A 13,946-nucleotide genomic window follows, 5' to 3' on the forward strand; every position below is an offset into this window, starting at 1 on the left:
GACGAGCGGGTCGCGCCTCGGGAGGCGAGGATGCCTGCGGACCGCCATCTCGTCTTCCCGGACCACGCAAGCGAACGCCTCACGCACTATCAAACTCCCGTGACCACTGCCCTCGCGACGAAACACCTGGCATCCCGCACGCGTATGTGAACAGGCAGAGATTGATTTCGCCGCCGCGCAGGGCAAACCTTGCGGCCGACAGGAGCACACGAATGGCAGTGATACATCGTCGTCCGACATGGGCGATATCGGAAGCGCAGGCCACGCCTGAGCATATCTTCCTCAACCGCCGTACCATTCTCGCCGGCATGGGGCTTGGGCTGGCGACCGCGGCCATGCCCCGCCCTGCCCGCGCCGAGGACGCCGACCCGACAGCCGATCTCTACCCGGCCAGGCCGAACGCGGCCTACAAGCTCGACCGCTCGCTGACACCAGAGGAGATCAACGCCAACTACAACAACTTCTATGAATACGGGACCTACAAGGAGATCGCGGCGAGCGCCCAGATGCTGAAGACGCGGCCCTGGGAGATCGAGATCGGCGGGCTGGTCGACAAGCCGCTGACGCTCGGCATCGACGAGCTGATCCGCAAGTTCCCGCTGGAAACCCGGCTCTATCGCCACCGTTGCGTCGAGGCCTGGTCGATGACCATCCCGTGGACGGGCTTTCCGCTGAAGGCGCTGGTCGCCATGGCGAACCCCAAGGCAGACGCAAAATTCATCCGCTTCGAAACCTTCCTCGATCCCAAGATGGCGCCGGGTCAGAACGACTTCGTCTATCCCTGGCCCTACATCGAAGGCGTCACCATCGAGGAGGCGGCGCTCGACCTGCCCTTCCTCGTCACCGGCGCCTACGACAAGCCGCTGGCAAAGCAGTTCGGCGCGCCGATCCGGCTGGCGCTGCCGTGGAAATACGGTTTCAAGTCGATCAAGTCGATCCGCAAGATCGACTTCGTCGCCGAGCAGCCGCAAGGGCTGTGGGAGGCGATCCAGCCGAGCGAGTATGGCTTCTGGGCGAATGTGAATCCCGAGGTGCCGCATCCGCGCTGGAGCCAGGCCAAGGAACGCGTGCTGCATACGGGCGAACTGGTGCCGACGCAGCTGTTCAACGGCTATGCCCAAGAGGTCGGCCAGATCTATGCCGGCAAGGATCCGGCAACGCTCTATATGTGATCTTGGAGGGGCAAAAGAAAAGCGGCGTCCAAGGAAATCCCTGGACACCGCTTTTTGCGGACCGTTCCGCGGGAGGCGGGACGGCAGGTCCGCCGCTTCGTGGCCGACGTTTGATCCATCGGCAATCTGCTGGACGCGGCGCGTTGCCTAAGCCCGGCACGTTCGGGTGATGCCCCCATCTCCCGGCGCGCCATCACCGCGTCCAAGTAAAAGCTAGGCGCATCAGTGGGTTCGGGGAACGTTACCCGATGTTACATGTCACTGTTACGCGGAGCGGCCATGCAGCTTTACCGGGCGTTAACCCCATGTCGGCCGGCGCCGTCGCCTCCAGAACCGGAAACGAAAATGCGTGCGGCGGGGCATTCTGACCAGTGGTTGCGCATGCCCTGACGGCCGACCGGAAATGACGGTGCTCGTGCCGTGCGGCAGCCGGGCCGCACGCAGCACCCTGGGAAGGGCCGCCTCCCCTCCCGGCTCCATGCCCGGCACTACGTGGTTCGACGGGCTCACGCCGAGCGTCGTCGAAACGCCAACGCAAACTTCAACACGGCCCTGGTCCGGGCATCCATCGTCCACGACATCGGTGCTCCAAGGCCTGATAGCGCAGATACATCTCGGGACCTGGCGGCCACCCGACACCCTCGAGCCGAGGCCGAGCAGTGGAAGATCGATCGGTGGATTTTGGCTGCCGCCCTGCGCCGCAAGATGGTGCGTAAAGCAGCGCGTTCGATCGAGGCCGATGAGGGAAAAAGTCTGAATTCAGGCAACAAAAAAGCCGGATCCAAGAAGATCCGGCTGAGTTTGTTTGGAAGTGCCGATTAAGGCTAACCTCCAGAGGGGAACACTCGAGGGCGCTAATGGGAGGAGGAACGCGCCCTGGAGATGATCGTTATATGTGCTTTCCTTGCCCAAGAAACAAGCATCTATTTTGCAACGCACGCATGCAAAAAGACGCGGGCTGTGGTCCAACATTGTTAGAATGGCGATAGGACCAGAATTTTCGCTGAAAAGCGACGATTTTTGCTGCAGCACTGCACATTCGCATGGCGTCTTGCCGGCAATATCAGGCCGAAATTCATGCTGCACTGCAATGACGACGTTTCAGGCACGCCACGTCCATTGTTGCGGCAGAAATCGATCCATGGGCAAACTGGCGGCATCCGGATGAATGGGAGTGCACGGCATGCGCAAGGCATCGGCAGTCCTCGGCAGCACCGCCTTCTTCATCGCAGCACCGGTCATGGTGGCCGGCGTCCTGCCCTGGCTGCTGCTTGGCGGTTATGCCCGGCAACTGGCGCCCTGGCCGCTGGCGGCCGCGGGCGCGGTGCTCGTCGCCGGCGGACTGGCCGTCCTGCTCCACGCCTTTGGCCGCTTCGTTCGCGAAGGCGCGGGCACCCCTGCCCCGATCGCACCGACGGAACGGCTGGTGGTCGGCGGCGCCTACCGCCACGTCCGCAACCCGATGTATGTGGCGGTGATTGCCATCATCGTCGGCCAGGCGCTTTTGTTTTCGAGCTGGCTGGTTGCGGCCTACGCCGTGCTGGCCGGCATGACCATGGCGGCTTTCGTGCGCGCCTATGAGGAGCCTGTCCTCACCCGTCGCTACGGCCTCGACTACGAGCGCTACCGCCGAGCGGTGCCGGGCTGGCTGCCGCGCCTCACGCCGTGGCGCGGCGACTGACATCAGGTCTCAGAAGGCCCAGCTGCGCGCCTTGGAGATGACGAAATCACGGAAGGCATGCAGCTTGGCCTGCTCCTTCATCGTGTCGGGATAGGCGAAATAAGTGTCGAAGGACGGCACTTCGGTCTCCGGCAGGAGTTGCACCAGCCCCGCATCCTTGCCCACCACATAATCGGGCAGCATGGCGATGCCGGCGCCGGTCTGCACGGCCCGCTTGATCGACAGGATGTCGTTGATCTGCAATGTCGGCACGCGCTGTCCGCTCTCGAAATCGCCCACCGTCTCCAGCCAGTTGAGTTCGCTCAGATGTGTCGGCACCGGCACGCCGAAGGTGACGATGCGATGGTTCTTGAGATCGGCGATGGAGGCCGGCTTGCCATATTTGGCGATGTAGCCGGGCGACGCGTAGAGATGGAAATGCACGGTGAACAGCCGGCGCTGGATCAGATCGGGCTGCTGTGGCTGGCGCAGGCGAATGGCGCAGTCGGCCTGGCGCATGGTCAGGTCCAGCTCCTCATTGGCGAGGATCAGCTGCAGCTGGATTTCCGGATAAAGCTCGAGGAATTCCTGGATGCGCTCGGTCAGCCAGCCGGCGCCGAGGCCGACGGTGGTGGTCACGCGCAGCACGCCCGACGGCCGGTCCTTGGTCTCGGTCAGCCGCGACTTAATGGTCTCGAGCTTGACCAGCACGTCATGGGCTGTGCGGAACAGCATCTCGCCCTGCTCGGTCAGCACCAGGCCGCGCGCATGGCGATGGAACAGCGGCACGCCGATGTCGTGTTCGAGCGCGCTGACCTGGCGCGAGATGGCCGATTGCGACAGACGCAGCGTCTCCGCCGCATGTGTGAACGAGCCAGCCTCCGCCGCGGCGTGAAACACGCGCAACTTGTCCCAATCCAACGCCATTTTTTCCCCTCGTTTATAAGGCGTTTGGTCGGCCTATTCGGCCGCTTCGCGATGCACTTCTATGCCGGCCAGGTACTTTTCGGCTTCGAGCGCGGCCATGCAGCCGAGCCCGGCGGCCGTCACCGCCTGGCGGTAGATGTCGTCGGTCACGTCGCCGGCGGCAAACACGCCCGGCACGTTGGTGCGCGTCGAGTTCGCCTCGGTCCACAGATAGCCGTTCGGCTTCTGCTTGAGCTTGCCGACGAACAGCTCGACCGCCGGCGCATGGCCGATCGCCACGAACACGCCGTCGGTCGCCATTTCGGTGATGGCGCCGGTGTTGACGTTCCTGAGCCTCACCGCATTGACCGACGGCGGCAGCGGCTTCTGCGCCGGTGCGCCCACGATCTCGTCGACGGCATGATCCCAGACCACCTTGATGTTGTCCTTGGCAAACAGCCGCTCCTGCAGGATGCGCTCGGCGCGGAAGTGGTCGCGGCGATGGACGACCGTCACCGTCTTGGCGAGGTTGGAGAGGTAAAGCGCTTCCTCGACGGCCGAATTGCCGCCGCCGACCACCACCACGTCCTTGCCGCGGTAGAAGAAGCCGTCGCAGGTGGCGCAGGCCGACACGCCAAAGCCCTGGAACACCTGTTCGGAGGGCAGGCCGAGCCACTTGGCCTGGGCGCCGGTGGCGATGATCAGCGCGTCGGCCGTGTAGAGCGTGCCGGAATCGCCCTTGGCGCGGAACGGCCGCACGTCGAGATCGACCTCGGTGATGATGTCGTGGATCATCTCGGTGCCGACATGCTCGGCCTGGAGACGCATCTGCTCCATCAGCCACGGGCCCTGGATCGGCTCGGCGAAGCCGGGATAGTTCTCGACCTCGGTGGTGATCATGAGCTGGCCACCCTGCTGGATGCCGGCGACGAGCATCGGCTTCAGCATCGCGCGCGCAGCATAGATCGCGGCCGTATAGCCGGCCGGACCTGAACCGATGATGAGGACTGGCGCATGTTTGGCGGTCATCTGGAAGCCTTCACAGTCAATGGAAACGGGCAGCGCCCGAAAACAGGGCGCCAACAGCCCCTAATCTAGGTGTTCCCCCCCTTGCCGCGCAAGGCGACAAGATGTTCCTCCCCCGAAAGCTTTGTCGCAGCTCCGCCCGGCCTGCACAGTTCGGCCTGCCGTTTCGTCATGCAACAAAGCGGGGCAACAAAGCGGGCATTTTGCCTGGCCGAGCTTCCCCAAGTCCACCCGAGTAGTTTAATTACAAGAAAGCGTAAGATTCTTGCGCAAACTTTCCGGAGCACCCATGCCCATCAAGGCCGATCTCGACGCCATCGACTGGAAGATCCTGCGCGAACTGCAGGATGACGGGCGCATGACCAATGTCGAGCTGTCGCGCCGGGTCGGCATCTCCGCCCCGCCCTGCCTGCGCCGCGTCAAGCGCCTCGAGGACGAGGGCATCATCCAGCGCTACCGCGCTTTGCTCAACGCACCGGCGCTCGGCATGGACGTCGTCGCCTTCTGCCTCGTCGGCCTCAACCGCCAGTCGGAAGTCGACCTGAAATCCTTCGCCGACCGCACCCGCGGCTGGCCGATCGTGCGCAGCGCCTGGATGGTGTCGGGCGAATCCGACTTCATGCTCCACTGCGTCGCCCCCGACCTCGGCACCTTCCAGACCTTCGTCATCGAGGAACTGACATCCTCGCCCAACGTCGACACCGTGCGCACGGCGCTGACGATCAGGCAGGTGAAGGACGAGGGACTGGTGGGGATTTGAACCAACTCCTGGAACCGGAATTAATTTCGCACATCGCATTTTTGCCGCTGCCGGCGCCTGCTGCGGCGCAATCTACTATGCCGAAAACAACATGCGGACCGGATATTTCTCGGTCTTTATGTTTCTGGTGATTGCCGGCATCTTCGAGATCGCAACATCAAATAGATGGGTTGCGATCGGCCTTTCCGTGTCCTTTATCGTCAGCCTGTTCATCCTGTCGAAATTGAAATACAAATACACGAGATTTGCTCTCGTCTACAATGATATATTTGGATTCGACAGAAAGGTTTACAGAGACATATTCAGAACCTACGGAAAAGATGCATTCGCAGCCACGGCATTGATTGTCGTTTTGGCTGCACTGTTCGTCGTGGTTCTGTTCTTCGCGGGAGACAGCAACAACCACCCCGCAGTCGTCTATTCGTCATTGGTGATCAGCGCGACCGGAGCCTGGCTTCTGGTGCCTTACGCGATGAATGAATATCGGCGTGCAAACTGGGACGGCCGGCACATTTCGACGTTCCTTGCGACCATGCTCGCGCAACGTTTCAGGCCGGCAGACATGACACGCCTGACAATCAGCGCGCCTCCCTCGTCCGCCAATATCGGAAAACCCGCAAGCCAGGTAGACGAAGCTCCGCACATCATTCTGATCGGAGGAGAGTCGACCTTTCCACCAAGGCTTTTCGAGCTCCCTGAAGAACCTGACATCGCCCGGTTCTTCGACGGTAAGGAAGGGCTCCGCGAGTTGAAGGTGGAAATCTTCGGCGGCCAGACCATCCTGTCGCATACAAGCTGCCTGACCGGCCTCTCGACGCTGCTTTTTGGTGAGAATCGCGCCTACGCTCCTCGCTTCTGGCGGGATCGCATCGGGGTCTCCCTACCCTTCTTCCTGAAGTCTCACGGCTACTCCGTCACGGCCTTGCTATCTGGCCAACGCGACTGGATGGGCATCGGAGGTTTATACGAGACGATCGGGATCGACAGCGTCTTCGAAGCATCCGACTACATGACTGCCGATGGCGTCGATACGATGTATGCGAGAGACTCATCCGTCTACGCCGCCGCGCTCGCAGACCTGGGCTCTCGCATGGAACGGGGCAGAACCTGCACCATCGTCGAGACGATGCGCAACCACGGCCCGCATACCAAGACGCTGACCAATGAAGCTCGCGAAGTAAGCTCCAGGGACTGGTTTGCAGACACCTGCAGATCCTTGAACCGCCCGCTCCTGCATCAAGCCGCCGAATGGTATGGCCGACTGCGCGCCTCGGTGGACGATTACAATGATTTCAAGACGAAACTGGCCGCCAACCACCCCAATCAGACCTTCCTGATTGTTCACTACGGCGACCATCAGCCGACATTCTGCGCGGACATTCAGGGCGCCTCCCCCGAACAACTCTTCAAGACCTATCTGACAGTGGACTGGATCGGGCAGTCGCCTGAGGGCTCGCAAGTCTGCGCAGCCGGGAGCCTCCCGATCTTTTTCGTCGACGTCCTGCTTGCCCGGGCAGCGGGCCTGCCGTTGGATGGCTTTTTGCAGGCCAAGCAGGTGCTGCTTGAGTCCGACCCCCAGAACGCCTGCTTTGACAGCCCCCAATACCAAGGATTGATTGCCAGCCTCGTCGAGAGCGGAAAACTCAGGCCCGGCAACTACTCGATCCAGGCGAGTTGACACCATCAAAATCCCGGAAGCAACATTTGCCCACGATCGGGACACTACCTATTTTTCAGCGACCCTCTCTGAAAATGCCGGAAACACCTCCATCAACAGAAGACTGATTTCGGATCTTTTCGAAAAGAGCGCGGAACAAAACAGAGGCCTGGGAAGGTTTGTTTCAAACGTGATGAAGCGCCTGAGGTGGGAAAAGCTCGCGCTTTGAGTCCTTGGCCGCGGGCGGTTGAATGGCGTCAGGATTAGTGGCAATAGGCGCCTGACAATCCCAGGGACTCCAAATGCTCAACGGACTCATTCGGCGCCTGACGGGGCGAGCGCACCCTTACAGGGAGTTGCCCGGCATCGCCAAGAGCGTGATGGCCGAACATCTCACCTATCTTTCGATTGAGCGCATGCAGTCGCTGCTGAGCGAGATCGAAGCCGTCAAAAAGTCCAATGTCGCCGGTGATTTTGCGGAGTTCGGCATCGCCCTTGGTGGCTCGGCGATTGTCATTGCAAGCCTGAGAGAGAGCCGAAGCTTCGAGGGATACGATGTATTTGGGCAAATCCCGGAACCAGGCTCGTCCGACAGGTCGGATGCACATAGCAGATATGAAGTAATTCGAAATGGGCTGTCTCAAGGCCTCGCTGGAGAGGAATACTACGGCTACAGAAAAGACCTGTATGGTGACGTCGTGGCAGCATTCGCAAGGCACGGCCTTGATGTTGATGACGTCAGTATCGCCCTGAAAAAAGGCCTGTTCCAGGACACGCTTCACCCACATCCGCACAAGCGCTACAGCCTTGTCCACATCGATTGCGACTGGCACGACCCGGTGTACTTTTGCTTGAAGACGCTTTCACCTCAGTTGAGTTCTGGAGCCGCAGTCTTGATCGACGACTACAGCGACTACGAAGGATGTCGACTTGCCGTTGATCGCGCGCTCCGCGAGGACAAGACCTTGAAACTGGACCGCGTCAGGCCGCACGCTGTACTCCGCAAGATATAAAGAAAAATAATGAAAATTCTTCTTCTGAAATACGACAATACCGACAACATCGGAGACGTAGTACAGACACTTGCGGTCGCTCAACACATTCAAGAACATGACGGATTTATTGAACGCGATCACATGAACAGCTACGATGGCGAGGAATGCGCCGTCGTGATGAATGGCTGGTTCTCGCACGAACCGCAGAACTGGCCGCCGTCGCCCAAGATCACTCCGATCTTCTTCGGCTTCCACATGACCCCCCAGGCGGCAGCCTTCTACTGCGAGCACAAGGAGTACTTTCGCAGATTTCAGCCCATCGGGTGCCGTGATCTCGGAACTGCCGAGATCATTCGTGGCTGGGGTGTGGAGGCATATGTCAGCGGCTGCGCGACGATGACGTTTTCCGAGCGACCGGAGGCGCCTGCGAACCCCAAGGTGGTCCTGGTCGACGTCCCCCGACAGCACTTCGATCGAGGAGAGCGAGCGAATTTCGTCTACGAAAGCCACATAATGCCCGCCCATTGGTCGCATCTCTCTCAAGATGCCAAGATCGATACGGCGAAGGCTCTCCTCGAACTGTATCGCAGCGAGGCTGGCACAGTCGTCACATCGCGCATTCATTGCGCCATGCCCTGTTTTGCAATGGGAATTCCGACGGTCTACAGCGGGATCGTCGAGTACCGCACCGCACTGATCAATGACATCGGAATCCCCAGCTACGCCTTCTCGAAGTTCAGGCGAATGAAAGTGAAGGCGCTGCCATTTAGGGCGCCGAGCTATAAAGAAAGAAAGCAGGCCATTGCGGCCGACCTCAGGAAGCGACTGGACCTGGCGGGTGTTCCCCTCGCCCCTTGGAGGCCATGACAACAGCGGGAGGCTCTTGCCTCTCTCGCCCTCGCGAGCGGCCTATTGCAGAAGACGACCGGCGTCCTCGGCCTTGCCGTCACCGGCGAGAGCGAGCGGCCCGGTAGGATGCAACAGGACCGCCTTGCGACGCTCGCCGCGGAGAAGCCTCGCCAGCTTGTCGGCCAGACGTGCGAACTCCCGCGCCACCCGGGTCGGAAAGTTGCCCTTGGCGCGCTTGATGGCCGGCGTGATGGCCAATGTTATGGTCGAGGCCATCGGACCGTCGGCGCGCCCATGGTAGAACAGGTGCTGAAAGCAGGCGGCAGGCACCAGCGCCTCGATATCGGCCATCTTGAACACATCGCCACGCGTGGTGAACATCATGTGGTCGATGGGCGCCGTGTAGAGTCTGGCCGCCTCGACAAGCTTGCGCGCGCAGCGCCTGGATATCAGGTATCCGCAGGTTCCATATGTATCCCAGCTCAGGCGATGCGCCCTGTAGCCATCGCAAACCTTCCGTCCATTTGCTGAAATCCAGGCACGCTCAGGCCAGCCTTCCAGCCGTATGATGTCTGCACCTGCCTTGTAGAGCTGATGGTCGGTCACGACCCGCTTGAAGTTGGAGGCAAAGATCACATCGTCTTCAAGGACCAGCCCGTAGTCATCCTGTCCCCCGGCGATCTGCTCCCAGGCAAGTCTGTGACTGAGAAAGCAGCCGACCTGGCCTGCGGTGGGGGATTTTTGGCCGGGTGCGAGCCTTGTGACCTCGTCGATGAGTTCCGGCGACAGCGCGTTTCCGTCCACGGCCGATATCCGCTGGAACGGGAGATCCAATTGCTGCAGCATGTCGCGCATTTGCAGCATGCGCTCCGGGGACCGGTCGAGGTTGATAACATAGGCCCTGATCAAGCAACACTCCAGGTCTCGGGATGGCAGAAGCCGCGCAAGCGGAAAGACGCGGGGCTATTCGTAGTCGCGGAAGTCCGGAGGCGGCAAATGGCGGCCCAGCCGGGAGCGATAGCGATAGCTCAATGGCGCAAGCACATCACCAAGCAGGAAGCTCCACGCAAGAGGATATCGTGACGGTCCGTCGCCGTAGTCGACCCCACGCCGCTCCTTGGGATGCCGCGCCGGATTCTGGATCAGGTGCGGCAGCAACGCGTCGAGCCTTCGTTCAACGATATCAAGCCATTGCTCCGTAAACTCGGTTCGCGGTCGGAATGCGAAGGCGCAGTTGCCGATAAGTTGCGCGTGATTTCTCCTGAGATGGAGATATGCGATCTTGTTGAAGATATAGAACGAGCGCCTTCCAAGGTAATAATAGACGCCATCGATGTGCGACTTGTTTACCAGAGCAACCCCGTCCCTGAGTTCGGCATATCCCACTCCCAGAGAGCCATCGGCCTCCATCCGCTCGAGGCTTTCAGCCCACGACGCCGTTGTCCTCTTGATGTCGGAATAGCCGCCGCCGTGAAAATGCATGAAATAGGCGCGAAGATAGTCCGACTGGTGAATTGGACTGAGATACTGAAATGCCGGGTGCAATGGATGATCTTGCAGGACCCACTTAGGCAATTCGCTGCGATCGACAAGGATGATGTCGCATTCGCTGCTGCCCATCGTCTCCAGACAGCGCATCCTGTTGTCGCTCATGGGATTTGCGCCTGGCCAGAAAACAAAAATTCTGCGCGACATTTTCTCGGTCATCGAAATTTGACTCTTTTCCAATCTCCGCCCCGAACTGACGCCGAGCAAAAGTACCAGGCCCGCTTCAACGGCCTCGTCAGTTCCCTTGTCAGTTTCGCAACTCCGTGCACGGCCTTCGCCTCGGGACGATCCCTTTCGAGCGTACTTGGCAACTCTGCTCGACCTTCGGCGATGAACATGTCCTGGATGCAGATCGCGGGGTCAACCTGATAGATCCGCAACTGCTGCGAGGGGACGCAGTCGGCGTTGAACAGGAACTGGTCTACCGGATCGACGAACTCGGCGCTCCAGTCCAGCAGCTTTCGGGCAGCCGCGCTGGACACGATATAGCCCGCCCCACCTGCATGAGTGGCCCGCATGCGACGAAGCGATCGACCGAAATGGACAGCATGCGGCCGATCCAACACGGTGCGAACGAAAGTCGTCTCCAGCTTAACGATGTCTGCGTCTTCAGGAATCCACATGTCGTCGCGCAAGAACTGCCCGATGTCCTGACCGAAGTGAACATCGTCTTCAAAGATTGCGGTATGTCTGGAGTGCCCGGAAGCGGCAATTTGCCAGCATTGGCGATGACTGAGAAAACAAGCGATCTCACCTCGCCTCAGCTGGTAGAACTTGCCGATTGGGCGACGAAGGGAGGCTTCGGGCAAGGTGTTTCCGTCTACAGCCGATACGCGGCTGAAATCGACGCCGGCTTCCTCGAAAATCGGCGCCATGCGCGTGAGCCGATCGGACGAGCGATCCAGGTTGATGAGCAGCAGCTTCATCACTTCTGCCCGCCTGCGGAGACACCGGTCCCAACAGGAACTCTCAGGAAGATGGATGTTTTCAGTCCGACAGCCTGCGCCTTGTACATCAGGCCCGCGATTTGACGCCCCACGCGCACCACCTCATGCCTGAGTTTTGCAATGCCACGCCGCCGAGCCGATCGCGTGTCCGTTCTGTGAAACGCGTGACGGTTCCCCGCAATCTCGCTCGCAAGCGCGTTCACGCTCGTTTCGGGCGTTATCCAGACATCCTGGACACAGATGGCCGGCACGATCTGCAATGAAACAAGCTCGTGCAGCATGCCTTCCGTCGGCGAAAACAATATGACATCCGCGGGCTCGATCTTGCGCCCAGTGTGTTCGACGAGCCTGGCCGCAGCCCCTCGAGAGATGAAATAGCCGCCGGAGCCAAAATTCTTCGATTTCAGGCGCCTGAGATCATGGTCAAACGGCTTCGACCAGACCCTGTAGGACAACTCTCTCTTCTGGGTGTCGGTCTCGGCTCTGACGATTTCGGCGCCCTGCGGTATCCAGCCGTCATCGCGCAGAAAAAGCGGGGCGGCCGCGGACAGGTGAATGTCGTCCTCGGCGACAAATGCCCATTCGTCGGCGCCATCCACGACCAGTTGCCACGCTTTGCGGTGGCTGAGCAGGCAGCCCATCTCCGCCGGCGACATGGAGTTATGGCCAGATGCGCGCTTCAGCAGGCGTTCGAACTCGTCGTTCGGCAGCTGCCGGGCATCGACGGCAGGCACCCTGACGACGTCGACGCCCTTGCCCTCCACTTGGCCCATGAACCATTCGAGCCGTTCGGGCGAACGGTCGAGATTGATCAGATAGACCTTCATTTTACTTTTCCGCCTGCGATGCGCGACGAGGCCTGTATTCGGCTCATCACGGTCTGCCAATTGCCCTCGGCTTTGCTGCGGTCGGCCATCTTGTGCCAGATGTGGAGGACTTCGGTTGCCCACGTGCCGGAACGCCGCTCGATGCCCGCCTCATACATGCGGAAGACGAAATCGACATCCTCATGCCCCCAGCCCGTCAGGCCTTCGTCATAACCGCCGATCCTGACGACGTCGCGTTTCCAGCTTCCGATGTTGCAGCCTTTGACGCGCCGCCAGGTGAATTTGTGGTAGTCGCGGAAGCCGGCATCGGGAAGGCGGGCAAACAGCGGGATGACCTTGGCCAGCTGCCCCCCCGCCCGGTATCGCAGCGCATGGCGTTTCAGGGCACTGAAATCGACGTCACCGCGCGCGCAGAGTTCGGCGCTGAGGTCGGGGCCCATCATGATGCGACTTCCCGTCACCAGATAACCAGGTTTGGCCAGGCGCCGATGCTGACGGATGAAGTCCGGCTGGGTGATGCAGTCGCCATCGAGGAAAATCAGGTAGTCGCCGCGCGACGCCTCGATGGCCTTGTTGAGGATCTGCGTACGCCGGAACCCGATATCCTCGTGCCAGACATGGTTGACGGCAATATCGGTCGCGGCAGCGAGCTTTTGCACCAATTGCCTGGTTTCGTCTCCCGATCCGTCGTCGGCGACCACGATCTCGAAGTCGCGATCGGTCTGCGCCATCAGCGAGCGGAACGACAGGTTGAGCGCCGGAACCCAGTTGTAGGTATTGACGATGACTGTGATCGACGGAACGCCGGGACCTCCAGTCATTTCGGCGCCTTCGGGCCGGCCTGCTGACCGTTCCATATCTTCAGGTAGCGATAATAGGTTCCCTGTGCTGCCGAGACGGCGTTGGCAAGACCGTGTCCGCCGTCGAGGAAGCCGCACTTGAGGACATAGGTCCTGAAGAACATCCACATGCCGCGCGATACGGCCTTGCCGACCGAGGATGTGCGCCCCGCCTCCAGCGCCTGCCTTGCCGAAGCTTCCGTATAGGCGTCGGTCTTCTTCAGGACATCGGAGAAGTTGCGGAAACTGTAATGCAGAAGCTTCCCCGGCAGCCGTGCGACGGCTCCATCCGGCACCAGCCGCTCATGCACCAGCGCATCGCTGAAGCGCGCAGTGCCGCGCCGGAACAGGCGCAGCACATAGTCGGGACTGGTACCGGAGTAGCGCAGGAACTTGCCGCAATACCAGGTCATGCGCGACATCTCGTAGGCATCGCTCGACGACTGCCCCGCAACGACCGCCTTGATCGCGTCGGCCAATTCAGGCGAAACACGCTCGTCCGCATCCAGCGACAGCACCCACTGCTCCTGCGCCAGCGCCAGGACCCTGTTCTTCTGGACTCCAAAACCCTGCCAGTTGCTGGCGACATGCACCCTGGCGCCCATTTCGGCGGCCATTTCCCGCGTCCTGTCGGAGCTTCCGCCATCGAGAACGACAACCTCGTCGGCAAAGCCGACGCTTTCCAGGCACGGGCCGATATTCTGTTCTTCGTCCTGCGTGATGATGATGACCGAAAGCCCCATATCCCCGCCTCTCCTAA

14 protein-coding genes are annotated in these 13,946 nt (G+C 60.6%); 6 read left to right on the forward strand and 8 right to left on the reverse strand.

Annotation, left to right across the window (positions count from 1 at the left end; translation table 11 throughout):
• Nucleotides 1–212: 212 nt before the first annotated feature.
• Together msrP and NDO48_RS06065 are read left to right on the forward strand one after the other, a co-directional pair.
• Nucleotides 213–1,172 carry a protein-methionine-sulfoxide reductase catalytic subunit MsrP gene (gene msrP, locus NDO48_RS06060; RefSeq protein WP_018428921.1) on the forward strand — a complete coding sequence of 320 codons (960 nt, stop codon included), beginning with the start codon at nt 213–215 and terminating at the stop codon, nt 1,170–1,172.
• Nucleotides 1,173–2,355: 1,183 nt separating this feature from the next.
• Nucleotides 2,356–2,853 (forward strand): methyltransferase family protein, encoded by a 498-nt coding sequence (locus tag NDO48_RS06065; RefSeq protein ID WP_026227389.1) that lies wholly within the window; start codon nt 2,356–2,358, stop codon nt 2,851–2,853.
• A gap of 9 nt (nt 2,854–2,862) precedes the next feature.
• On the opposite strand, the gene NDO48_RS06070 is transcribed toward NDO48_RS06065, so the two are convergent.
• The gene (locus NDO48_RS06070) at nt 2,863–3,759 is read right to left on the reverse strand and encodes a LysR family transcriptional regulator (RefSeq protein ID WP_026227390.1); all 897 of its coding nucleotides are present in this window, start codon (nt 3,757–3,759) and stop codon (nt 2,863–2,865) included.
• A gap of 33 nt (nt 3,760–3,792) precedes the next feature.
• Nucleotides 3,793–4,767, reverse strand: coding sequence for a thioredoxin-disulfide reductase (trxB, locus tag NDO48_RS06075; RefSeq protein WP_018428925.1), 975 nt, complete (start codon nt 4,765–4,767; stop codon nt 3,793–3,795).
• 286 nt (nt 4,768–5,053) lie between these two features.
• Between trxB and NDO48_RS06080 the strand changes: the two genes are divergently transcribed.
• The 4 genes from NDO48_RS06080 to NDO48_RS06095 all read left to right on the forward strand — a co-directional run bounded on the left by NDO48_RS06080 (nt 5,054) and on the right by NDO48_RS06095 (nt 9,043).
• Nucleotides 5,054–5,524 (forward strand): Lrp/AsnC family transcriptional regulator, encoded by a 471-nt coding sequence (locus tag NDO48_RS06080; protein ID WP_018428926.1) that lies wholly within the window; start codon nt 5,054–5,056, stop codon nt 5,522–5,524.
• 91 nt (nt 5,525–5,615) lie between these two features.
• Nucleotides 5,616–7,202: a sulfatase-like hydrolase/transferase gene (locus tag NDO48_RS06085; RefSeq protein ID WP_018428927.1), complete on the forward strand. Its 1,587-nt coding sequence runs from the start codon at nt 5,616–5,618 to the stop codon at nt 7,200–7,202.
• Nucleotides 7,203–7,483: 281 nt separating this feature from the next.
• Nucleotides 7,484–8,194: a TylF/MycF/NovP-related O-methyltransferase gene (locus NDO48_RS06090; RefSeq protein WP_267321113.1), complete on the forward strand. Its 711-nt coding sequence runs from the start codon at nt 7,484–7,486 to the stop codon at nt 8,192–8,194.
• A gap of 9 nt (nt 8,195–8,203) precedes the next feature.
• Nucleotides 8,204–9,043 (forward strand): polysaccharide pyruvyl transferase family protein, encoded by an 840-nt coding sequence (locus NDO48_RS06095; RefSeq protein WP_267321114.1) that lies wholly within the window; start codon nt 8,204–8,206, stop codon nt 9,041–9,043.
• 42 nt (nt 9,044–9,085) lie between these two features.
• Here NDO48_RS06095 and NDO48_RS06100 read toward each other — a convergent pair whose 3' ends face one another.
• The 6 genes from NDO48_RS06100 to NDO48_RS06125 are packed head-to-tail and all read right to left on the reverse strand — an operon-like array spanning nt 9,086 to nt 13,929.
• Nucleotides 9,086–9,934, reverse strand: coding sequence for a glycosyltransferase family 25 protein (locus NDO48_RS06100; RefSeq protein ID WP_267321115.1), 849 nt, complete (start codon nt 9,932–9,934; stop codon nt 9,086–9,088).
• Nucleotides 9,935–9,988: 54 nt separating this feature from the next.
• Nucleotides 9,989–10,732, reverse strand: a complete 744-nt coding sequence (locus NDO48_RS06105) for a hypothetical protein (RefSeq protein WP_267321116.1) — start codon at nt 10,730–10,732, stop codon at nt 9,989–9,991.
• Nucleotides 10,729–11,499, reverse strand: a complete 771-nt coding sequence (locus NDO48_RS06110; protein ID WP_157632773.1) for a glycosyltransferase family 25 protein — start codon at nt 11,497–11,499, stop codon at nt 10,729–10,731. Before NDO48_RS06110 ends, NDO48_RS06105 begins: the two co-directional genes overlap by 4 nt.
• The gene (locus tag NDO48_RS06115) at nt 11,499–12,347 is read right to left on the reverse strand and encodes a glycosyltransferase family 25 protein (protein ID WP_267321117.1); all 849 of its coding nucleotides are present in this window, start codon (nt 12,345–12,347) and stop codon (nt 11,499–11,501) included. The genes NDO48_RS06110 and NDO48_RS06115 overlap by 1 nt, the downstream gene beginning before the upstream one ends.
• Entirely contained in the window at nt 12,344–13,168 is an 825-nt protein-coding gene (locus NDO48_RS06120; protein WP_267321118.1) for a glycosyltransferase family 2 protein, read from the reverse strand. Before NDO48_RS06120 ends, NDO48_RS06115 begins: the two co-directional genes overlap by 4 nt.
• Nucleotides 13,165–13,929 (reverse strand): glycosyltransferase family 2 protein, encoded by a 765-nt coding sequence (locus NDO48_RS06125; RefSeq protein WP_267321119.1) that lies wholly within the window; start codon nt 13,927–13,929, stop codon nt 13,165–13,167. Before NDO48_RS06125 ends, NDO48_RS06120 begins: the two co-directional genes overlap by 4 nt.
• Nucleotides 13,930–13,946 lie beyond the last annotated feature (17 nt).

The organism is Aminobacter sp. MET-1 (genome assembly GCF_026521175.1).
Taxonomy (GTDB): Bacteria; Pseudomonadota; Alphaproteobacteria; order Rhizobiales; family Rhizobiaceae; genus Aminobacter.